The sequence below is a fragment of the Sunxiuqinia sp. A32 genome (assembly GCF_052690465.1).
This window is the reverse complement of the sequence record NZ_JBQYLI010000014.1, coordinates 88573-112589: the sequence shown is the minus strand read 5'-3', so window position 1 is coordinate 112589 and position 24017 is coordinate 88573. Positions and strand designations below refer to the sequence as shown.

Sequence of the window (24017 nt, the reverse complement as noted above, 5' to 3'; positions counted from 1 at the left end):
GAGATCAATCATGGAAAAAACAATAAATCTCACGCTTAAGGTTTGGCGTCAAAACGGTCCCAAAGAGAAAGGCCAATTTGAAACCTACAAAGTAGATAATATTTCAACTGATAGTTCATTCCTCGAAATGCTTGACATTTTGAACGAACAGCTGATCAGCGAAAATAAAGAACCGGTTGCATTTGACCACGATTGCCGCGAGGGTATCTGTGGAATGTGCTCATTATTCATCAACGGACGTCCTCATGGGCCTGATGATGATGTAACAACTTGTCAGCTGCACATGCGTAAGTTTAAGGATGGTGAAACAGTTACCATTGAACCTTGGCGTGCTGCTGCATTCCCTGTAATTAAAGACTTGATTGTTGACCGTAATGCATTTGATAAGATCATCGCAGCTGGAGGTTATGTGTCTGTAAATACAGGTGGTGTTCCTGACGCGAATGCAATTCCAATTCCAAAACCAGACGCTGATGAAGCAATGGATGCGGCTGCATGTATCGGATGTGGAGCATGCGTGGCAGCTTGTAAAAACTCATCAGCGATGTTGTTTGTTTCTGCAAAAGTTAGCCAGCTGGCTATGTTGCCACAAGGTAAAGTGGAAGCAAAACGTCGTGCAAAAGCAATGGTTTCAAAAATGGATGAGCTCGGATTTGGTGGTTGTACCAATACCGGAGCTTGCGAAGTCGAATGTCCTAAAAACATTTCTATTGCAAACATCTCTCGTTTGAACCGTCAATATTTGCTTTCAAGGTTCTCAGAGTAGAAACATTAGACTCTATATACAAAGAAGGCCTCAACAATTTTGTTGGGGCCTTTCTTTCTTATGGGATCATGCTTTCTAAATCATTTTGAGAAGTTCTCTCTGCAGTTTCTTTCTGCCTCGATAGATTTATTTGTCCTCAGTTCTTGATGATAGTTGTTATTATTCAGCTATTTTTTGAGGTGAATGGCCAGTAACCCAGTACAATTCAAAAATCTATTTTTGTCTATCCGGAAGTTGTTGCTCAATTCTACTAATTTTTGAATTTATTTCATTGAAACAGAAAACGTAATTGATAAATCTGTTCGAACAGATTTATATGAGTCTTTATTCTTTAAGATATTTCCCATATATTTTTTCAACTTGATCAATGTAATCCACTTCTACGCTGATAAGATATTCATTTGTGCTGTTTGCCCATTTATCCTCCCAGTCACTTATCTTGTCATCTGTGATAGCCCAATTTAACTTGCGATTAGACTCCAGTGCCTCAATAGCATCCATAAAAAATATTTTCCATCGTTTATAGTTAAAATCACCCATCATTCCACCGTATTGACGTTGAGCGTAATCTTTCAGTGGTGAGTCTTTCGGTCCCCACTGGGTAATAATATTTCTGCTATTGAACTCATACAACTTCAATTCTTTTTCATTGTGTGCGCGATTACGTGCCTTATTGAGCCAAGTGCTGACTAAAAACATAGAATCTGATGAAAGTAATAAATCCAAGTCTTTTATAGCCTCAAGATACATGTCGCTTTGAGTTTTAAATGTTTCAATATTATTCGTTTTGTAAGCAAATTTTAATTCACGAAGCATTTGTTGGGCTTTGTCGCTCATTGCTTGTCTCGTCAAATCAACCAAATCGTATCTGAATGTTTCTGAGTCGGCAAATATGGCGGCAGCGTTCAAAAAATAGTGCAATGCATCTTTCACCCTATTCACATCGTAAAATATTTCAGCTCTGGCAAATGGCCCTTCTTTAAACTCAGGGTTAGGTCGCATCGCAAGATATGATCCCTGTGGTCCATGACGTGACGTTTGGCAAGAATAAACGGTTTTAATTAGTATTTCCCAGGCTTTTTGGAGATCTGAATTATCTGAACCATATCGGCGTTTAACGTATTCCGATGTCCATTTGCTGAGATCAACACTTTCGCTTGTCCAAACCATGGTGCCGAAAAGATCAAATATTACCGGATTAACTTCAATACCTTCGGGTGTCAAACCAATTCCACAAAGTTTACCTGATGAAGGATTTTTTGTAAGTGAAGGAAGGGCATTTAATATGTTTTGAGCACGACCATACATCCCTTGTTTACCTCCCCAGTTGTGCAACATATTCCAAATCCAGGGTCTTCCACCATATGCTTCGGTTCTGTTCCACACAGGTTTTGCTGTAGAAAATAAATCGAGAATTATCATTTTGTCATTTGGGACTCCATCCAGTAGAGCATTGATTTTTTCTTGTTTCCAATACTCACTATCCAGAAATAACCATCCTTGCATCACCCAAACTGCCTCAGGATCAGAAGTAGCCATTGAGGAGTATACGGCTTTTGAAATGCTGGTAAGATACGACAATTCATCGTTAGGTGGATTCATTTCATTAAATGTATCAGCGCTGTAAAAGTGATTTGTACCAAATAATTTGTTGGTTTCATGAATGTACAGATTGCCTATGCGTTGGAAAAGTTCATCGTCGGCGGCAAGAATATAGGTTCCAGGGAAGCCACTCCATGATTTCATTTTTGTGATATGCGCATAGGGATAATGCTTAATTATTTGCTCGGGTACGTGTCCAGAGAAAGCCGGTAAAACAGGCTTCATGCCCAAAGAGCGTTCTCTCTCGAGGATTTTCTTTTGCAAAATCTGCTGTTCCTCAATCCAAACATCAGGCAAAGGACCACCAAATCCATCCAGATTTCCCATGATAAACCAAGGTAAATACGAAGGTCCAGAAATGAAACCTTTAATATCTTCTTTACTCATTCCTAATTGCTGATAGACATTCATAAGTACAGCTTCGTGACCAGTAATTGCCAGCGGCATATTAATTCCCTGTAAAGCCATCCAGTCAATTTCTTGCTCCCATCTTTTCCAGTCCCAAAAAGCAGTAGTATATCCCGTAGTGCAATAATTCAAGTAGTACCTGTATTGATAAGGAGTTTCTTGCCTTATTTTAGTTTCTATTTGAGGCAACTTTTCTGGCATATTTAATTGTCTTCCGCACCATGATATATGAACATTACAAAAATTTTTCAGGTAATAGTTAAAGCCTGAAGCCATAGCAACGCCAGAAGTTCCCCTGATAATAATTTTATCGTTATTAGTTTCGAGCTCGAAGATATCCTTTTCTCTTGTAGATTCTATTTTCTCAAGAATTACATTCTTCTCCATTCCTGGAATTGTTCTGCTGATAACTCCATACGCAGAGGCAACTTCTATATTTTTTTTTTGTTGACTACAAGCTCCAAATAGTAGAAGAAATATAGCTACTTTATAAAGCTGTATTTGAATTTTTCCCATCTTAATGTTTTATTTTAATGATACGATCGATTGGTCCCCTGCAACCTTGTTTGTACATTATTTTGGTCGAATTGAATACAAATTGGAAATTTCGGAAATGGTTTGTGGTTTTGATAGAATTACCTGTTTTTCATCGACAATAAAGATTGTAGGAGTCTTAAATATGTTGTACTGTAATGCAGTTGTTCCGTCCCAACTTTCTAAGTCAGTCATGTTAATCCAAGATTCAATTTGTAATTCATAAACCATTCTTTTCCATTTGGAACGCACGGAATCGAGTGAAATAGCAAAAATCTCCAAATTGTTTGCATGAATACTTTTGTACCAAGCATTTAATTTTGGCAATATTTCTTTGCAGTGGGGGCATTCTGATGACCAGAAAATAATAATATTCATTGGTTTAAGAAACTTAGACAACTGAATGGGATCATCATTAATATCTACCATCCTGAAGTCAGGAGTTACATCTCCAATTTTCATTTTGTAGTATGCCACTTTGCGATCGACAATATTTTTCTTTTCTGATTGACAATTGGATGTTGAAAAATTTTCGCCAATAAAATTTACGATTTCGGGCATGTTAGTTCCTTCAAAGCCTCGGAATAAATAATCGATTATAAAGTCATAGATTTTTGAATTTTTAGGTTCAGTTGAGTTTTGTGTACGCATTGATTCAAATACATTATTTATTGCTTGCATGAACTGATTTTCCTGATCTGTTTTTGTCAGGCCAGACTTTGCATATAACATCAGGTAAGCATAGATTTTATCAGTAAAGACCGAGGTATTCAACAGCATCTCATCAGAAAAATCAATGTGTTTGAAGAAATGTCTTTTTAAAATAGAGTCGCGCTGGCTTTTGGCTAAATAGCCATCGGCAGACGGTATTTTAAATGATTTGATGATCTGGTCAGCCAACAAGCCGGAATTTGTTGTTAGCGAGTCGATAAATTGATTATGCTGTTTTTGTAGTTTGTTGTAATATTCTATTTGCTGGACACAGGCATTTATTTCCTTCTTCGAGTCAAGACAATAATCGACTTCTTTATCTGCCAATTGAAACGCTCTTTCAAAAACTCTATCTCTTTTCTTAAAACTGTACCACAGCTTGTTTTCATTCGACTCGAGTATATTGATGCTTTCAAGAGGTTTCTCAAAATCCGTTTCTATGAAAATATCTTCGGAGTTTACGATAATGTCAATTGACTGAGGTGGCTCATTTAACACCTCGGCAACCAGGGTTTGTCCCAGTACCAAACGGTAAATGCCGGCAGACTTTTCCGATGGTATGGTGAAAGTGTATGTTCTAATTTTTGATAACGAATTAATTCCCTGGCTTTCAACTGCATGAATTTCAATGCTGTCAACAACAATATGTTTATCTCCTAAAATCTGCTCAACTGAAAGTATAGTACTGCGTTGGTTCCTGACGACAAGAGTTACGCTACACGGTAGCTTGTCCGTTGTGTTAGTTCCTGCATTGGCAAAATGGCAATTCTGGATTGTAACGAGAAGTAGTACGAGGGCAATTATCTTGTTCATTTTCAGATTTGTTTGTCATTCCGGGAAATCATATTATTTCCCGCCGCACAAAAGGTAGGCTAGAGATAGAACAGGATCAGGCAATTGTATAATACTGCCTGATCCTGTAGCAATATATTTAAAATTAGTATGTTAATAATCTGCAATCATTAGTATCCGGCATTTTGCGTTAATACTTTATCATCGTTTATTTTTAAGATCTCACCTTCTGGAATCGGGTAATAATTGTGATAAGATTTTACGTTAAAACCTTTTGCTGTCATTACTTCGACGTACCGACCAGTTCTTACCAAATCAAACCACCGATGGCCTTCACAAGCCAATTCCATTCGCCGTTCATGCTCAACAGCTAATCTAAAACTATCCTGGTTTGGCAGCTCAGAAGAGCTTAATCCTCCAAGTCCCGCTCGGTTTCTAACCTTGTTAAGCAGTAAAAGTGCTTCTCCATCGGCGGCATATGCTTTTTCGTTCATTGCCTCTGCCAACATAAGCAGAACATCAGCATAACGAACTACCGGCCAGTCGCTTTCGCCTTGGCCTCTTGGTGCATACCCGTATTTAGATGTTGCAATTACATTTACTGCAATATTTGTATTTAACGTAAGGTCTCTTCGTAGATCACCTTCTTCAAATTCATCATATAAATCAGTAGTTGCTTTATTGCCAGTTTCATTTACATTCATAAAGTAATAGTTGAAATTATTCCCGTTCACACCATCATCGGACCACCGGATGGCAAAAATGATTTCCGGATTATATTCGTTACTGATTGAAAATACATCTTCGAAATTTTCCAATAAATCGACTCCTGCTCCTTCTCTAGCCAGAACAAGTCGAAGTGTTTCTTCTGCTTTTGAGAAATCACCTAAAGTTAGATAAACCTTTCCTAAAATCGCATTCGCTGAAATACTCGTAGCCCGTCCAATATCAACGGCCCCATGAGAATCTGGTAATAATGATTTAGCTAGCGTCAAATCGGTGATAATTTGTTCATAAACCTCATTTGGTGTTGATTGTGGCACTTCCAGTGACTCTTCTGGTGAAATTTCGTTAGTAACAAGTGGAACATTGCCAAAAATACGTACCAGATTAAAATAAACCAGGCTTCGCAGAAATAATGCTTCTCCTTTAATCCTGCTTTTAAGTGTGTTATCAATATCAGAGTCATCAATTCTGTCGAGAATCGAATTTGCTCGAGTTATACCGTTATAACAATTGTTCCACATGCTATGTATGGCACCATTGGTTGGTAAGATCGAGAAATTGTCAAAATCGGTTTGGGTCGTCACTGAACCGGAAAGAAACGGATATGTATTATCTGAGCGAATATCAGCAAACAAATACATTTCATGATATTCTGACCGTAAGTTGCTATAGACCGAATTAACGGCTAATTCAAAGTCTGAACTGGATTTATAGAAATTTTCGGTACTAAGTTCAGAGATTGGAGCTAAATCTAAATTCTCTTCGCATCCCCATAAAGCAACAAGAAAACTTAACGCTATAATTGGTTTTATGATATTATTCATAATTAAGAGTTTAAGTAGGTGATATTTAAAAATCGACTTTTATACCAAGAGTAAATCTTTTCGATAGAGGATAAGACCCGTAATCTGAGCCTTTACTTAGCGCACTTCCCCCATTAAAACTTACTTCCGGATTGTAACCTGTATAGTCAGTAAAATAGGCAAGGTTAGAAACTGCTGCATAAGCCCTGAGTTTTTCCAATCCTAACCTATTGGCCACATATGTAGGGAAGTTATATCCAAGAGTAATGTCCTGAATTCTTATGAATGATGCATCTTCGATCCAACGCGAAGACTCAGCCACGTTATTGTTCCCACTAGTTAACCGGTTTGCACGCGGAGTAATTCCATCTCCTGGCTCCGACTCAGAACGCCATCTGTTCAAAACATCTGAAGTTTGATTTTGATTTCCTTCCAGGTTATTGTAAAAACGTCTTGCAACATTGTGCACGTAGGCGCCTTCCACACCATTGATTATAATGCTTAGGTCAAAATTCTTATAACCTAAAGTATTTGTTAATCCCCATGTAAAATCGGGATTGTTACTGCCAATCATAACCTGATCATTACTGTCAATAACTCCATCATTGTTCTGATCTTTGTATTTCACATCACCAGGGTAGGTTCCCCTGCTGGTATTCCATGTCGCACTGTTATCTATTTCTTCTTGGTTTTGAAATATCCCTATTTGCTCATACACATAAAAAGCACCCAATTCTCCGCCGATTTCATTCAGGTATACATTCCCGGCACCGGATCCAGCCCTAATTGGATCACCTTCCGGTCCTAATTCCAGTATCTTATTTTTATTAAATGAGATATTAAAATTAGTTGTCCATTTAAACTCACCCTCAAAATTTCTCGTATTGAGAGATAGCTCGATCCCTTTATTTTCAACTCGTCCCAAATTTTGCAATGCAGATCCGAATCCCGAGCTGGTGGGAATTGGCACGTTCAACAGCAATCCTTTAGTTTCGCTTTTGTAATAGTCTGCAATGGCATAGATTCGGTTGTCAAATAAACCAAGCTCCAGACCTAAATCGGATTGAACAGTAGTTTCCCACGTTAAGTCCGGATTCCCAATATTCCCCGAATACAATCCGCTTACAGATGTGCCGTTTCCTGAACCAAACACGTAATTTGAACTGTTAAGTCTAGCAACAGAAGAGTAGTTTCCAATTCGGTTATTCCCACTTTTCCCCGAACTTAATCTAAATTTTAATCGACTTATTTTTTCAAAACTTTTCATGAATTTTTCTTCCGAAACAATCCATCCTGCTGATGCAGAAGGGAATGTAGCAAATTGATTATTGCTTCCAAACCTAGATGAACCATCGGTTCTTATGGTTGCTGTAAATAAATATTTATTGTCATAACTGTAATTTAACCTTCCAAGACAGGAAACCAGCCCCCATTCTTCAATTTCTGAACTTGCATCAATTACTGTATTAAAATCATTGATCGTATGGACAATATCGTTGGTCAATTTGTTAGCGTTGATAAAATTGTCTTGCTCTCGATATTGTTGGAAAGTAAACCCCCCAAGTGCCGTAAAACTATGATTATTCAATTTTTTTGAATAAGTAAGTGTATTCTCAGTTAACCAACTACGACGAGACAAAGTTCGTGAATTGGCGCTATTATCATTGGTATTTCTTTTGAGATATCCAGGATTAAATTCATTTCTCTCCCAGTTTGAAAAATCAATACCTAGGGTTGTTTTCGCTTTTAATCCATCAACGATAGTTGCTTCCATATAAACAGTTGACAATACCCGGAACTGTGTACTTGTTGCATCAAAATCTTCGGCAGTTATTACTGGATTTGTTACACCACAGCAATCATAATTTGGATCACTATTAACATAGTCTTCTGGACTTTCATCTGGTCTCAGGAAAGGGAACGCGACAAGAGCTTCGTTTATTACAGCATTTTCAGCCCAGTGTCCTTCTGCATTTACTTCATCGTTAGCTGTATAACTTGGAGTAAAATTCATCCCAAGCTTTAAAAAATCTGCAAGTTGAGTGGTGATATTTGATCGCAGAGAAAATCGTTGAAATCCTGAAGACAATACAATTCCTTCTTCATTCATATAATTTCCTGATAAAAAGTATTGCACCTTGTCAGTCCCGCCTGATGCTGATAGCTGATAATTTTGAACAAGTGCTGCTCTAAATATCTGATCCTGCCAATCTGTATTAATCCCTCGATATGGGCTGTCGTCGACAATAAATGCAGGAAATTTAAAGTTGGGATCTATTGTAGCTTTAGCATTTTCATATGCATCTCTAACAAAATCGATATATTCATCGCCATTAAGCAACTCCATTTTGTTGATAATGGATTGAACTCCTATAGAAGTGTTAAAAGATAATTTAGCCTTACCGGAGCTACCGGATTTGGTGGTAATCAATACAACTCCGTTTGCTCCTCTAGAACCATAAATTGCAGAAGCTGAAGCATCCTTTAAAACTTCGATTGACTCAATATCGTCTGGATTTAAAGAGGATAACGGATTGAATCCTTGGTCTTGCGCTGAAATGTTTTCCTGTTGCACCGGGAAACCATCAATAACATACAAAGGATCGTTACCCGCAGAAAGAGAGCTAGCTCCCCGAACACGAATGACCATATTACCACCTGGTGTCCCGGTTGTTTGTTGGATCTGAACACCTGCTACTTTACCAGATAGTGAACGTGTAAATGAATCTGAAGAAACTTCTCCTAGGTCTTTAGAGTTAACAGATGCGATTGATCCTGTCAAATCACTTTTTTTCATAGTACCATAACCGACAGCAACAACTTCATCGATTCCAATTGCATCTTCTTCCATTGTAATATTGACAATTGATTTCCCATCAACAGGCATTTCCTGAGACTTCATCCCCACAAATGAGAAGATCAAAACACCATCGCTGTTTACATTCGAAATTGAGTAATTTCCATCCCCATCTGTTATTGTTCCCTGTGTAGTCCCCTTCACTACGACGGTAACTCCGGGAAGTGGTTGACCGCTTGTGTCGGTGACTTTCCCTGAAATAGAAATTTCCTGTTCAACGGATTTTACCCCATTCCCATCTTTTGGCGATATTACTACATAGCGATCGACAACGGAGTATCCTAAAGTGGTTCCTTCAAGAATCTTGTCAAGAACCTGATGAATGTCTTCTTTTGCAGCGTCAATGTTAATTAGTCTTTCAGACTGAAGTTCATTTTCTTTGTAAAAAAAGTAAAACTCACTTTCTTCTTCTATGTAAGAGAGTACTTTTGCCACTGAAGTTTGCTGAAATGAGAAACTTAGTTTAGTTTGTTGAGAGTAAGTTTTTGCGTGCACTGTTAGCATCGCAAGAAGCATAAATACAGTTGTTAGCCTCATAATTAATAATAGTTTTGCCCACCACCTTTTTAGGTCGTGATCCATCCATTTTTTTTTCATAAATTTGAAAAGTTAAAAGTTAATATTTGCGTATTGCTTTTGCCGGAAGCGGTGAACAGGTCCCTAATCTTTTCATCGCTTCTCCTTTTATTCTATATGTTCTTTGTAATTTTAAGTGATTGTATATTTATAGTATTATATTCGTTGTGTGTCGGTTATAATCAAAAAATGTTATTTATTTCGTAATGTAATTGTTTTCTGCAGAGCACTTTCTTCCGAAACCTCAAATTCAATGGGTTCAGATCGAACCAATACGGTCAACAATTGTTCGATTGGCTTATCTTTCAAAATCGTACCGGTGAGCTTTACATCCTTAATGGATTCATTTTCGAATAGGACTTGAACATTATACCATCGTTCGAGCACCTCAGCCATTTCCTCGATTGTTTGATTTTTAAAGAAAATCTTGCCTTCCCGCCAGCCTGTTTTTTGATGCGTATTAATAGTGCTAATCAAAAACTGTTTCTCGTTCTTATCGAAAATTAAATTCTCACTAGGTTTCAATTCAGCTATTGATTTTCCATCTGGATTTAATACGGATATTTTCCCTTCTTCTAAAGTGGTTTCCGGATTACTGCCAGCGTATGACTTTACATTGAATTTTGTTCCGGTCACTTTAACCGTAAAATCATCGATATGGACGAAAAACGGATTTTTGGGGTTTGAGGTTACTTCGAAAAAGGCTTCCCCTTTTAAATACAAATGGCGTGACCTCAAAAAGTCTGCTGAATATTTTAATTCACTCGCAGAGTTGATTGCTATTTTAGTTCCATCAGGAAGGGTAAGGTTTCCCATTTCCGAATTTGGGATATTGAAGACAGTATATGCTTCAGACTGCTTTGCCTGGTTCGATTGAGTTCCAATATAATAACCGGTAAGTAAGACCAAGACAATTGCTGCAGCATAAGGCAGTGCTTTTTGGAGATAGATACGAAATGTATTTCTTCTTTTGGTGGAAAGTGTCTTTTGCCAGGCTTTTTCAACATCAACCGATGCTACTTTTTCAATAATAGGTTTATTGTCTTCAAAAAGTTTTTCCATTAGTTCAACTTGTTCAGTTGACTCGTTATCGGGAATATGATTTTTGTTCTTCATAACTCACTCGTGTTAGATGAATCCAGATTCACTTCTGGATTATTCTCAAAAAGTACTACACAAGAGTTCGTAAAATGGGTGAAAAGATTTTAGAAAAAAATCATGCAAAATTTTCGAAGGTGTTTGTAGGCGATGCTTAGTTGGGTCTTTACTGTATTTACGGAAATACCTAGTTGGTCTGATACGTCTTTGTATTTCAATTCCTTAAGTACGATCAGGTTGAAGATTTCTTTACATTTAGGAGGGAGATTTTCGACTTCAGAAAGTGCTTTGGAAATTTTTTCTTCTTTTTCAAAATCATATTCATCAGAGGATCGGTTAAGCAAATTTGATTCAACCTGAATGTACTCGTTGTTATTTCTAATGGAATTTAAGCTTTTGTTTTTAACTGCTTTTAGGAGATATGATTTTGCAGATTCGTCCGAAAGACGAATGTCAGACTTTTCCCATAACCCTAAAAAAACATCTTGCACGACGTCCTCCGACAAATTGAAATTATCTGTAATACGAACTGAAATCAGCAAGGCCAATTTGTAATATTTTTTGAAAAATTTTTCAAAATCTCTTTCTGTAAAAACATATCTGGAGTCAAACTTTCCCACTTCTATCTATACAGTTCATAATTTTAGTTCAGAAAAAATGGACGTTTCAAAGTAAGTAATTATTTATTTTGAAACAATATGAAGATGTCTATGTAATTTTTTTGAGGGCTAGCATGGTCCCTAATCTTCCACCCAAAGAAGCAGATATTTTATCAATACTGAAAGCTGAACCGTCAATATTTGCTTTCACGGTTTTCAGAGTAGAAAAATCTAACTCAGATATACAAAGAAAGCCCCAATAATTTTGCCGGGGCCTTCTCGCTTTAACAATAGAACCAAAATTATTTTTACGATTTTGATAATTATAATTCCTAGTTTTTCTTCAGGTGCAGAATTGTAATACTGTGGGGTGGGAGCAATAACTTATTCCACTTTTTCTGTGTGTTCTTTTTTACTTCCACAACATTTACGCCTTTCTCCTCAATTTTATTCATCGACTGTGTGGAAGGAGCGTTTAGCTCAATGCATTGTGTGATCTTCCATTTGTTGGTATCTCCTTCCATATCTACTGTTGTTTCGAGTGATTCGGAGGGGTGAATATTGACTGCGAAAAGTACGATTTCATCTCCGTTTGTTGAGGCAGTTGCCGAAATGCTTAATGATGGCATACCATTCGCAATCGAAGGAGAACTTGCAGTGCAGGGAATATTAACTGGGGCAGCATGCTTTCTGTAGTATTGCATCGGGTAGTACACCGTTTGAGTGATTGAGCCATCTTCGTCTGTCAGGATTGGAGCAAGTATGTTAACGAGCTGTGCCCATGTCGCTAATCCGATAGAGGAAGCGTGTTTGTGAAATGTATTGAAAAACATAGCTACGCCAAGCGCATGTTCCCAGGTGTACCGATTAACCAGGTTGTATGGGCCGGTTCCGTTTGGAAGCCAGATTCCCCATTCATCAACGGCGAGTTTTATTTTGTCGGCTCTGTGCGGGAAACGATACCAGCGCCCCCAGTCTGTCACTTCCTCTGGATATGAGTTGAGCAATGTTTCGGCGGCATCCAAACGTTCATCTACCTTGCTTATATTTTTTAAAACCGCTCCGTATTCATTGCTGCCACCCGCATTATGGTAAATGTGCATAGAGAGGTAGTCGCAGACTCCATTCATCTTATCCAAGATCGTTTTGTTCCAATAATCGCTTCCACCGCAAAGCACAATCTTAATGGTTGGGTCGTGCAGTTTCATGAGTTTCACAATTTGCCAGGCAGTTTCAACATATTTCTCCGGATCCTGGTGAATACCTGCATCATCATTTGCTTCTTCTTCGTTTCCAATAGCCCAGTATTTTACATTGAACGGTTCTGGATATCCGTGTGACCGGCGTAAATTCGCGTAATAGCTGTCCGATGTACCATTGCAGTATTCCACCCAATTCGCTGCATCCATGGCGGTGGCAGTCGACATATTTACCACGAGGTTAGGCTCGGCACCAATTTCGCGACAGTAGGTTACAAACTCCGCAGTTCCAAACTGGTTGTCAACCATTCCTCCCCAAATCACATTGCGGGTTTTAGGCCGTTGTTCCTTGGGACCAATACCATTTTCCCAGTTAAAAATTTTAATGTAAGTACCTGCCGGATAACGAAGCAACGGAATGTTAAGATCCTTCGCTTTGGTCAAAACATCTGCACGGAATCCATTTTCATCCGCCAGGGGAGAATCGGCTTCGTAAATCCCTTTGTCGATACAATTGCCTAGGAACTCAATAAATTGTCCGTAAATCAGCGGTGAAATCTCACTTTTGGGTTCGTTGAGCTTCAACGTGATTGTACTTTTTTCTTGTGCCAGTAGTGTTATATTGCACACAAGCAATAGAATTAGTGTTAAGTTTCTTTTCATTGTAGGTTGGTTTATTAAGGTCTTTATCTAAGATTTTTGATTATTGTTTAACTAAATTGACATTTTTAATATACTGGCTATTTAAATTATGTTATCTGTTTTCCAAAAGAGCATTCACGCACCAAAGGTAAGGAGCCTGCCCGTGATAATCGCCCTTTCTTCGTGGCCGATCGAAGTAGTACTGTTTATCATTCTTTTTATTGGTCCCAACACAAACTTCAGATACTGCGCCCTTCTCGTCCACATAAGATACTAAAGCCATCCAGGCTTTACGGGCAACTGGAGCATACTTTTTTGCATTTAACCAGCCATGCTTTACTCCGGTAATTAATGCATATGTAAACATCGCCGAACCAGATGTCTCCGACCAATAGTCAGGTTCGTCAATTAGCTGATTCCATATACCATCTTCATTTTGGTATTTTTTCAGGCTCTTCATCATCTTTTGATAGCCTTTCATGATACGCGAATAATATTCATGATCTTTAGGAAGATGACGAAGCAACTCAGTAACTCCCGCAGCCATCCATCCGTTTCCACGCAGCCAATAATATGGAACGTCCGGTGCATGATAAAAAAGACCGTTGGGACATTGTAACTCTTCGAGATAAAGTGCCATTTCACGAGTAGCACGATCAATATATTTAACATCTCCGGTTACTTTATAGGCCTGCGTTTGTACAATGGTAATCATGTACATATCATCAATCCAAAGACGCGTTTGCCAGGTGTATCCTTTATCTGCCCACTCTTTTTGTTCGGATTTTGCATCATCCGGAACCTGCCATTGTGTGTCGGCATACGGTAGTCCTAAATCTAAATACCGTTTCTCTTTTGTTACTTGGTAGAATTCGAGCGGTAAGCTTCCAAACATATTGAGATCAACATGATTTTTGATTGGCAGCAATTCTTTTTCAGTTGAAAATAAAGGCTCAAACCTTTCTTGAAGTAGTTCAATAAGTTCGTTGTCATTTGTTAGTTTTGCAAACTTTAGAGCTCCGTTCCAATAAAATGTTTCAGGATAACTTATCCATTTCCCGGCATGCAAAGCATGCTTCGCACCAATAAAGCGGTAAGCAATTAATTTCCCAACTTCTTTAGGATTATAACCTTCGGGGAAGTCATCAAAATAATCTTGAGCCGCGCTAACATTAGCTAAAAGAAGTGCAAATGCCAATATTAGACAGGATGATATATTTTTTTTCATTTTGTATTTTTTATAAAACAGTTTAATTCTTTCTATAGATAATTTATAAATAACAAGTTCTCACTTTCCTTTGCATAGGGTTTTTAGTTCTTTTCTCCAGAGGGAGTAGCAATGATTTCACCCCATCCGACAGGCTCTCCAAAATCAGGAGTTCCATCAGCATTCCACCCAAATTTTTGAACGAATGTAGACCTTCCGGTTGAGTATGAATTATCATTACGATTCTTTACATGATATACGATCCAATCCTCGGTACCATCGGGAGATTTGGTGAAACTACAGTGTCCTACTCCGTTTACCCCATTGATAGTAGAAGTATTATCGCATCTGTAAAAGACTGTATTGGCAGATTTCGTCCAGTTTGAAGGTGCCAGAGGGTCTGCCAAAGTATCACCCAGCATAACATAACCTAAACGATAATCTTTTGTCCATGATCCATTACATGAATACACCACGAAAAATTTATTTTTTCCTCTGCTTTTAAGAAAAGCTGGACCTTCGTTTATTATGTTTGATGGTGATATCAGTTCCCAGTATTGGTCAGGGGAAGAAATTAACTGTCTTTGAGAACTAATCGTATACGGATTTGACATTTTTGCGATATACAAAAACTGACCAGGAACACCCTCTGTGCCTCCCGACCAAACAGCATACAACGTATTATTTATTTCGGATACAGTTAAGTCAATTGCATAAAAAGTATTTGCAATCGTTGGCTCGATTCCTTCCTCAAAATTACCACCTGTATATAACATCCCCATATCTTCCCATTCTCCCATCGGATCATCTGTCTTTGCTCTCAACACACCGCTTCTTTGCTGGTAATAACCTAGTTCTGAACGCGGTCGCCCAGCAGTGTAATATATGTACCACCGTCCATCTACGCGGTGAAGTTCAGGAGCCCATACATGCGCTACATTCCAGGGCTTATCGTCTCCGTTGTCAACCGGACATTCCCATACTGTTTGAGTTCCTGTGATTGCCGACAGTTTTTGAGACCTGGAGATATTAATTCCATTCCCCTGAGCCTTACATATATAGTAATATCCCTCGTGTTCTATAATCCATGGGTCAGGAATTCCTGCTATCGGATTTTTGAATGTATGTTCGCTTTGAGTAACAGTTAATTCAATTGATTGATTCCCACAATTAAATGTAACAACACCTATTCGTGTTTCTGTAGTATTTGCATTATAAGTAACCGTTACCGATGTATTTCCAGAACCTTCTTTTTTGTCGGATTGAAGCCAACTATCTGTCGTTTCTATTTCCCAATAACCATTTGATAATATTTGAATTCCGAATGATCCCGAGATATTTGTAATTAATTTTTCATTGGTACTTATATCTATATATGAATTCGTTCCTAAATCATCGGAATTGTCATCACAACTTGAAAGAAAAATCCAAAAGATAAGGAGATAATAATGAATGTATTTCATCTTATTTTAATTATAATCTATTGAGAATTATTTTGATTACTAGTTTTTATCATTAATGATTTGGGCTTTTACATTAAACCCTTCAAGGACAAGTTGTATATCCTTTGCTGAATCTTTTTCAGTGATTTCAATCATCACATCCTTGTTTTCACCCGGCAACAATGAAAAATAGTTGTCGCTGTAAAATGCCGGAGAAATTAAACTGTCGTTTTTTTTGTTCACCATTTTTAGCCGGTTGAAAAAGGCCAGTTTGTCGGTTTTGTTTGTCAAATGGACGGTATAAATTGTTTGGTCGTTTTCAATGTTCTTTTCTACCTGGTAAGCCAGAGAAGTTTTGGGTAGTTCCGACAGGCTTTCAAAGCCGCCATGCAACGGGCCGCCAACAGTCCATGGGCCTTGGTATTCGTTTTTAGAGCGCCAGTAAAAAGTGTCGGATATCAAATTATCGTCCTTATCGTAAACTTCCAGTTTTATGAAATGAACAGGGCTTAATTTTTCTGTAGGAAGATCGATTTTCAGCACATCATTAGCCACCGCATCTTCGTCCAGGTTAATGTGCGTTTCTTTCTCGAGAATGGTTTTCATGTCCATGTTAACCAATCGGAAATTTACCCGTAACCCCTCAAAACCTTGGTAAAGCTCGTTGTAAACACTTACCGTATTTTTTATAAAATCGAATTGGGCATGTAACGGCTCCAGCGCATCCTGTGCAAAATACAAGGCTGCTGTTGGTTCGAGGTACCAGTCCCACATACGGGAGCAAACCTGCGGAACCGGGCTGTTGTGATACCAAAATAAGACTCCTGAGGCAAATCGGTCGCCATACTCATACTTGTTGTAATTCCAGTTTTCCCAAATGCAGCGGTAAGCCACAGCGCCAACCAGCTGTCCTTTTTTGGCATAATCTTCGATGTTCTCTGGCGTATCGTATTGTTCAACTGCCGTATTGTATTTGGTAGTCATGTTATGGAACCCGTTTCCATCAAGATAATCCCAGGTGTTTTTGTTGATTGGCCACAAATCATCCTCCGGCATCATCCTTCGCAGGGATTCAATTACCGGCAGACAAGCTGTTCCGTATTCCGGGCAAAATCCGTCGATCCGGCTTCCGCGGTTTGAGGCTGTATTGTCGTAGTATTGCATCGGATTTTCGTACTTGTAAGGACTGCCGTCGTGCACTCCGCAACATTCCGACTGAAATTGATAGCCACGGGTTCCATCCAGATTGTTGAGGATTGGTTTAATATCCAAAATATTGTCCTGTTCGTTTGATGAAACGTAGTACGCCAGGCTCGGGTGATTGCGGATCCGCTCAATTGTAGAACGCACATTGCCAAAATAAACAGCAGTGTCAAGTGGTGGATTGGTGTCGCCTGTCATCCAGAACTCATGCCAAACGAGGAAGCCCATCTCATCACACAAGTCGAAAAAATAATCTGACTCACTGATGCCACCGCCCCATAAACGGAGCATATTGATTCCTGCTTGTTTTGTATAGCGAAGCTGTGCGAAAGTGCGTTCCTTCGAAGTACGTAACATTGCTTCCGGAATCCAATTGGAACCACGGATAAAAAGACGTTTCCCGTTTACGTAGAAAATGCGCGACTGATCGGGCGTATTTCGGTCCGAACGGATATCGCGAATGCCAAATCGTTTGGAAACGGTATCCGAAACTTGTCCGTCAGCTTTTACGGTTAGGTTTAAAGTATAAAGGTGTTGTTCGCCTTTGTTGATTGGCCACCAAAGTTTCGGGTTTTCAATGACCAGTTGATTGTATTCTTCAGGAGTTAAAACTACCTTTTGCTTTTCGCCTGCTTTTAAGTTGACTTTTTTACTTATACGAACTGACGTATTTTCAATATCAGCCACAAGCTCAACGGTCCTGTCCTGAGCGCTGTGATTGGAAACTTCTACTGAAATAGATTCGCGCGCCGGAGATAGTTCAGGAATGGGAAGCTTTGATTTCACAAATGGGTTCTCAAGAGTGACGTCCCCTGAAGCAAACACTTTTACATCGCGCCATATGCCGGTATTCCTGTCGCGGATCCCATCGTGAAAAGTAAAGTCCCAGCCTGCGGTCATCAGCATGGTTACGTTTTTACCAATTTTACCATCGCCGCCATTTTTGTTTTCATTTGGTGCTGCGTTCTCCTTTTTTCGGCTTAGCATTGTTCCCGGATATTCAACCGGTTCAACCGAAACAGCCAGGCAGTTTTCACCCTTTGATTTAATGTACTGACTAACATCGAACTTTTTTTGAAGGAACATGCCTTTAATGCTTCCGAGCTTGTGGCCATTCAGCCAGATATCAGCTATGTAGTTGATCCCGTCGAATTGCAGCCAAACTTTTTTCCCGTCAAAATCTTTGGGAGTTGAGAAAGTGGTTCGGTACCAGAAATGATAGAACTCTCGGCCAACATCTGCAATATCCGGGATTTGCTTATTGATTCGTTTATTGTTTTGCCCAAAATAAGGTTCAGGACATTCACCGTTTGCAACCAGACTGTTTAGTGCCGTACCCGGAATAATGGCCGGTCGCCAAGATTTTGTGTCATACTTTGATTGGGAAATTTCTTCTCCGGTAGCACCGATTTCGCTAACGCGCATCATTTGCCACGAATAAGCCTTCCCGTCATCAGGATGTGAACTTAAAGTAATGACTGGAATTTCCTTTTTTTGTGGAGCAGCTTTTGCTATATAATTCTTTGCCGATATGCTGAATAAGAATAGAAAGAGTAAAATTCTGATTTTGTAGTTTGAATAGTTATGCACGATTTTCATTTTTTAGTTTTATGATTTTATTTGTTTTCTATTTTTTGACGTTGTGTTGCATTGTTTTGGGAGACAAATTCCACGTTCTCACCTAATGATGACTTTGCGAAGCTGGAGACATCATAGGCATCGATATTGACTTTTGCTTTCACAAACTCAGGGATATTGTATGACTTCATGAAGTACTTGTAATACACAGGATCTTTTTGAGGTAACATGAATGCTTTGCCAACGTGTCCATCTTTTCCTACATGCGAAATATACGGACGCGTGTAAAGACCGTCGTCCCGTCGGCTGCTAAATACAATCCAACGACTGTTTGATGACCATGAATGGTAACTTTCGGTATCGTCACTATTTGCTGGGTTCATATCAACGAATTGCTTGTCTTTCAAACTGTACAGCATCAAGTCAGCCTCTTTGTGCCAGATTGGGAACGTTCCGTAATCGGAAACTGTAAAAAGCATGTACTTTCCATTCGGCGAGATTCGCGGGAACGATGCACTTTTATTCTGAGTTTGGGCATTAAAAATCGTGTCCACTTTTTCACCGAATGTTCCATCAGTTTCGTTGAACGGGATTGAGCAGAGACTGTATTTTACAGAATCGGATTTTTCAGGTACTGGTAATTTTTTTGACGAGCAGAAATACAATGTTTTCCCATCTGAAGAAAATGCAGGAAATGTTTCTAGTTGATCGGGCAATGAGAGCAGGGGAGTGGTGAAGACTCCTTTCGTGTCGACATTGTAAATCACCAGGTCCGACTTTGAATCGAAAACCTCCAACCGGTCTTTGTTATTCGAATAAAAAGTTTGGGCAATGTTGTTGACTGAGAAAGCTATAAATTTTCCGGACGGATGCCACACCGGGTAAACAAATGAAGAAATCGTCGAATCAGTTTTGGTGTTCAGCTTTTCGATATTTCCATGATCGAATAAAAAGGTTCCACCATAATCACCCCTCATGTGTAATAACATTCTGTCAGGATCCTGCATGCAAAATGAATGACAATTTACACAGTTGTAGTTGGTCATTTTGTTTTCATAAATGGAAGATTCTTCGGAAGTTTCCAGACTTTGTTGATAAATGCCCATTGTTTCCCATAATTCATAGCCGGGTTCTATTAGTCGATAAACCAAATACGGATCAATGGAGTCCTTTTCAATTTTGACAGAAAACGGATTGTACTTTTTCCAATGGTCATTCTCTTTTGTGTAGACGGTCAGCAGAATGCTTTTTCCTTCATTTTGTGTCAACAGCTCTTTCCAGTCCAAAGGATCAATTGAAAACTTACTGGTTGGGGATGGAATTTTGAGCGTTTGGCTTGCACTTTCAATGGATAGCATTCCTTCCTTGTCCCAATTGGTTAAGTAGAAATTTAAAGGAGCGATGTTTCCCGGAATAGTTACTTCTTTATAATCAGGGTAGATTTCTGGCAGACTTCCGGTTTTTTCAAATTCGGTAATTTTCGGTGTAGAACAGGAAAGCAGAAACAGCCAACCGACCAATGCTATGTTTATCAATCTCTTCATCTTACCTGAGATCGTTAAATTGAAGGTAAAACCAATAAGTTGTTCCAAACTGTTTTTCCATTAGCGTTCTTACTTGTGTATCTCGGTAATGCTTTTTAAGAAAAGATTTATAGTTGTTATATAAGTTGATTGTTTCCGTTGTGATTCCCATAGCCGTCCAGCTTTCAGGTTTTGTTTCGTGGAAGGCAAGAAGTGCTTGTTGGCAAACCTTTGGAACTGTCTTATTTCCACGATTATGAGAGGATTGTTTGTTCCTGAATTCAGATAGATTTTCCAGATCTTTTGAAAGCAAATAAGATGCCTGAAGATAGGATGAAGCAGTTTTATTGTCCGGGTTGTCAGCGCAGAGTTGTTTCAACTCCTCCTGAAAATCTTTGGCGAATTCCCGGCTGTTCTCTTTGGGCAAACAACTCTTTTTCGACTCAAATTCAGCACTAAATTTCGAGGATGCAATTGCGGTTTCCTGCTCCAAAGCCCATTCCCGGTAGTGCCAGGTATGTTTTAATGTAATGAGGTATTTTTCTGCAATTTGTAGATTATCGAAAATGATGGCCGTTTCCGCCAGACGTTTTAGCAATCGCCCGCTACCAGCTCCGCGGCAGGTCTGATTACCTTCGAATGCATATTGTTGCGAAGAAGCAATGTCACCCACACAATAGTCAATATCGCTTAGAAGTGGAGCGATTAACCGTTTGTTCTGGGGCGAAACTTTTAGTCCTTGAGTGCCATGTTGCTTCCTTTCAAAAAGCTGATCCAGCAAAAGACCTTTCTTTACCAATGCTAAATTCACGTAGTTTTGGATGAGGTAATTCGAGTTTTGCTCTCTGGTTTGAGCCTGAATAATTTTATTCCACTGTTCGTTCCGTGCGAAATAATCCAGTTTCTGGATTTGGTAAAATTTTCGGTCTTTCAGGGTGCTGAATCCCAATCCGACAATGCTGGCGAAAACAATTATTTGTGTTGCAAAAGAGATTGTTCGGAGAGATTTCTTATCGCTATTTTGAAATAGTGAAATTAGAATCAACCCCAAAATTAATAACACCCAAGGCAGATAAACTAAGATGTCTGGAATCAGCCTTCGTTGATAATATAAGTCTGGTAGGAAACTCATTCTGTAACTGCCGAAGAAAGCAAAGCGAACTCCTAAGATGGAAACTATTACTGCCCATAACGGCAGCAGTATCCAGTAGAAATGCTTTTTATGAAATCCATTCCACTGCAATTCCAGAATGAAAAAACTAAGTGCAAAAAGGAATGAGATAGATCCGGCAAACCAGTATAATGCTGGAACAATTGCGAAAGTCAGCCCGGCTCTTATTTGTACGCTTTTTATTGATGAAAAAGCGAGCAGCATTAAAAGGCATACTGCAAAAGCCAGATTTCCCTGCAAATAATAGTTGAAGTCGAGAAATAAAAGAAGGTAGGATGCGGCAATAGTTGCTGGAATCAAAAAGAACTTGTTTTTATTTTCGGAAGGAGGAAGTAGTTTCTTTAGAAGCAATGCCAAAATCAAAAAGACAGAACTGGTTAGTAGTGTAACAATTGTTGGTCCTGCGAAAGGAAGAATAAAAAACTGCAGCAAGAAGTTGCTCAGGTATTCAATGCCTCCACCGGGGTGTGACCAGCTTTCTATAAAATAGAAATGAGTGTTTGTAAATAATTGGAATTGCTCAATGTAAAAGAAGTGATAAGCATAAAATTTTTGAAGAAGAACAAAAATCACGAAAATCAACGCAAGGAACCCCCATTTATCAAAGTGTTTTTTCATCGCCTATCACTTCAATTCACTGGTTAGTTTTTTTTAGACGGATCGTAAATTGCGACGCCTACTTTTGAATCGGCACATCCGTAGTACAAAAACCACTTTTGTTTGAAGTACACCAATCCTTCGATAAATACGGTTCCATCGACATATTGTCCACTTTTTTCAAAATCGGCAGAAGGTGTGAAGAAAGGTTTATCCAGTCGGCCAATCACTTTGAAAGGATCGTCTTTGCTGAATAAAACCTGTCCTGCACAATAGGCTCCTGCTGTGTAATTTTTATCTCTTCTGTCTCCCTTGCTGTTTTTGCCATTGTACAGCATTAGAATGCCTTTATCTGTTAATATGGAAGGAGGGCCACATTCTGTCAAATCGCTATCAAAATAACCTTTACGTGGTGTAATCAAAGATTTTAATTCGCCATCTTCGTCCAGAACAGGATACCAATCTGTCAAATTATCCGATGTCGCAGCATAAACCTTATGCTCACCCCAGTACATAAAGTATTGACCATTAATTTTGGTAATCACAAGCTGATCATTTTTCAAACTGGTAACAATTGAAGCTGCTTTAGTGAATCTGTTTGTGAAACGCCCGTTGTAAGCCTTTGCAAAGGCAGGGCCATGTTTTTCCCATGTGATGAGGTCTTTCGATGTGGCAATACTTAAACGGGCAGTTTTGTGGTTCCAGGAAGTGTAAGCCATTACGTAGGTTCCATCCTCGGTTACTGCAACCCGTGGGTCTTCACATCCTCCAGGCCAGTCAAATTCTTTCATATCATCATCATCAGGATAAAGTACCGGGGTTTTCCTTTGCTTCAGCTGAATTCCATCTTTACTTTCAGCCAACCCAATTCTGGAAGTTCGGCTACCGATTCCAGTTGCTGAATTGTCCTCTGCCCGGTATAAGACACAGATTTTTCCATCTTTGACGGTCGCTGCCGGGTTAAATGTATCACTCTCCTCCCATCGGATTTCTCCTTTATTCATCGGACAATAAAATGTGCTTTTAGGATTTGGACTTATTAACGGTTTTGCTTTTTTGGGACGAACAAACTCGCCCAATGCCCAATCTGGAAGCTTTGAAGATTGGCTATAACCAATGAATGAACTTAGAATAAATGCCGAAAATAATAGTCTTTTAATGACTGATGAAATGCTCAAGATTTTGCTCATAATTGTTTATTTAAAAAGAAAAACCATCCAAAGAGCTGAATGAAATTCATCTTCTCTTTGGACGGTTTTTGTTTCCTCTAGAGGGTTAACTCAATCGTTTCGCTATAGTTAATTACTCCGTTGGTTTTTGCTCCAACCCGGAAATAGACTTTATTACCATTATCAATGATTTTGTATTCATTGGTTTGATAAACTGAACTGTTTCCAAGATCAAAGACAATGGTTCCGATTGTTTCATTCACTTTTACCTTTTCAGCGTGGTTACTCCCGCTATTATCGACGCCAGGAGCAAAGTTCCAATAACCGTATACCTCCGAAACACTATATTCTGGGCTTGTTGCTGTAACACTGTAGCTAATAGTTACTGTTTTACCGGAATTAGATGCAGAAGCTTCAATCCTTGCAAAAGGAGTTACGCTAAAGTTAACTTCTGTTTGTCCGTTAATTGAAACAGTTTGTTCTGCAGTTTCGGTAAAAGGTCCGTTTACTACAACCTGGTAGTCTCCGTTAAACACTTGCGTATTTGCGTATGTACCATCGTGCTGGGCATAAAAATCAATTGATTTGGTGGCGGTTGTATCTTGCTCAAACAAATTGATGATTACTCCCGATGATCCTTGTACCGGAAGTGGAACGGGTTCGTTGGTTGTTGCATCTAGAATGGTTCCGTAAATGCCACCATCAGGTGCATCGTAATTATCTAATTTTTCACAGCTATATAAAACCGTAGCAAGAATGGCGAAAAGCCAAATGGCTGATTTTTTTATATTCATACGAACTATCATAATCTAAA

Annotated in this window: 15 protein-coding genes; 1 reads left to right on the top strand and 14 read right to left on the bottom strand. The window is 38.9% G+C overall.

What is annotated here, in order from left to right; genetic code table 11:
- Positions 1-10 precede the first annotated feature (10 nt).
- Complete coding sequence (locus tag ACUNWD_RS14670) at positions 11-766, top strand: succinate dehydrogenase/fumarate reductase iron-sulfur subunit (RefSeq protein ID WP_445588581.1); 756 nt, start codon at positions 11-13, stop codon at positions 764-766.
- Positions 767-1090: 324 nt separating this feature from the next.
- On the opposite strand, the gene ACUNWD_RS14665 is transcribed toward ACUNWD_RS14670, so the two are convergent.
- From ACUNWD_RS14665 to ACUNWD_RS14600, 14 genes are all read right to left on the bottom strand, one after another.
- A complete protein-coding gene (locus ACUNWD_RS14665) occupies positions 1091-3292 on the bottom strand; it encodes an alpha-N-acetylglucosaminidase (protein ID WP_445588580.1) in 2202 nt (733 codons plus the stop codon).
- A gap of 57 nt (positions 3293-3349) precedes the next feature.
- Positions 3350-4834, bottom strand: coding sequence for a peroxiredoxin family protein (locus ACUNWD_RS14660; protein WP_445588579.1), 1485 nt, complete (start codon positions 4832-4834; stop codon positions 3350-3352).
- A 149-nt stretch (positions 4835-4983) separates the two neighbouring features.
- Entirely contained in the window at positions 4984-6363 is a 1380-nt protein-coding gene (locus tag ACUNWD_RS14655; protein ID WP_445588578.1) for a RagB/SusD family nutrient uptake outer membrane protein, read from the bottom strand.
- 25 nt (positions 6364-6388) lie between these two features.
- Positions 6389-9796: a TonB-dependent receptor gene (locus tag ACUNWD_RS14650; RefSeq protein WP_445588577.1), complete on the bottom strand. Its 3408-nt coding sequence runs from the start codon at positions 9794-9796 to the stop codon at positions 6389-6391.
- A gap of 171 nt (positions 9797-9967) precedes the next feature.
- Positions 9968-10891 (bottom strand): FecR family protein, encoded by a 924-nt coding sequence (locus ACUNWD_RS14645; RefSeq protein ID WP_445588576.1) that lies wholly within the window; start codon positions 10889-10891, stop codon positions 9968-9970.
- 89 nt (positions 10892-10980) lie between these two features.
- A complete protein-coding gene (locus ACUNWD_RS14640; RefSeq protein WP_445588575.1) occupies positions 10981-11493 on the bottom strand; it encodes an RNA polymerase sigma-70 factor in 513 nt (170 codons plus the stop codon).
- A gap of 311 nt (positions 11494-11804) precedes the next feature.
- Positions 11805-13334 (bottom strand): alpha-L-arabinofuranosidase C-terminal domain-containing protein, encoded by a 1530-nt coding sequence (locus ACUNWD_RS14635; protein ID WP_445588574.1) that lies wholly within the window; start codon positions 13332-13334, stop codon positions 11805-11807.
- 91 nt (positions 13335-13425) lie between these two features.
- Positions 13426-14541, bottom strand: a complete 1116-nt coding sequence (locus ACUNWD_RS14630) for a glycoside hydrolase family 88/105 protein (protein ID WP_445588573.1) — start codon at positions 14539-14541, stop codon at positions 13426-13428.
- Positions 14542-14624: 83 nt separating this feature from the next.
- Positions 14625-15983 carry a family 43 glycosylhydrolase gene (locus ACUNWD_RS14625; RefSeq protein ID WP_445588572.1) on the bottom strand — a complete coding sequence of 453 codons (1359 nt, stop codon included), beginning with the start codon at positions 15981-15983 and terminating at the stop codon, positions 14625-14627.
- Between the two features lie 39 nt (positions 15984-16022).
- Complete coding sequence (locus ACUNWD_RS14620) at positions 16023-18764, bottom strand: glycoside hydrolase family 2 protein (protein ID WP_445588571.1); 2742 nt, start codon at positions 18762-18764, stop codon at positions 16023-16025.
- Between the two features lie 17 nt (positions 18765-18781).
- Positions 18782-20287, bottom strand: a complete 1506-nt coding sequence (locus ACUNWD_RS14615) for a TolB family protein (RefSeq protein ID WP_445588570.1) — start codon at positions 20285-20287, stop codon at positions 18782-18784.
- A gap of 1 nt (position 20288) precedes the next feature.
- Positions 20289-22055 (bottom strand): DUF6057 family protein, encoded by a 1767-nt coding sequence (locus ACUNWD_RS14610; RefSeq protein ID WP_445588569.1) that lies wholly within the window; start codon positions 22053-22055, stop codon positions 20289-20291.
- Positions 22056-22078: 23 nt separating this feature from the next.
- Complete coding sequence (locus ACUNWD_RS14605; RefSeq protein ID WP_445588568.1) at positions 22079-23224, bottom strand: glycoside hydrolase family 130 protein; 1146 nt, start codon at positions 23222-23224, stop codon at positions 22079-22081.
- A gap of 77 nt (positions 23225-23301) precedes the next feature.
- Positions 23302-24009 (bottom strand): DUF3823 domain-containing protein, encoded by a 708-nt coding sequence (locus tag ACUNWD_RS14600; protein ID WP_445588567.1) that lies wholly within the window; start codon positions 24007-24009, stop codon positions 23302-23304.
- Between the last annotated feature and the right edge of the window lie 8 nt (positions 24010-24017).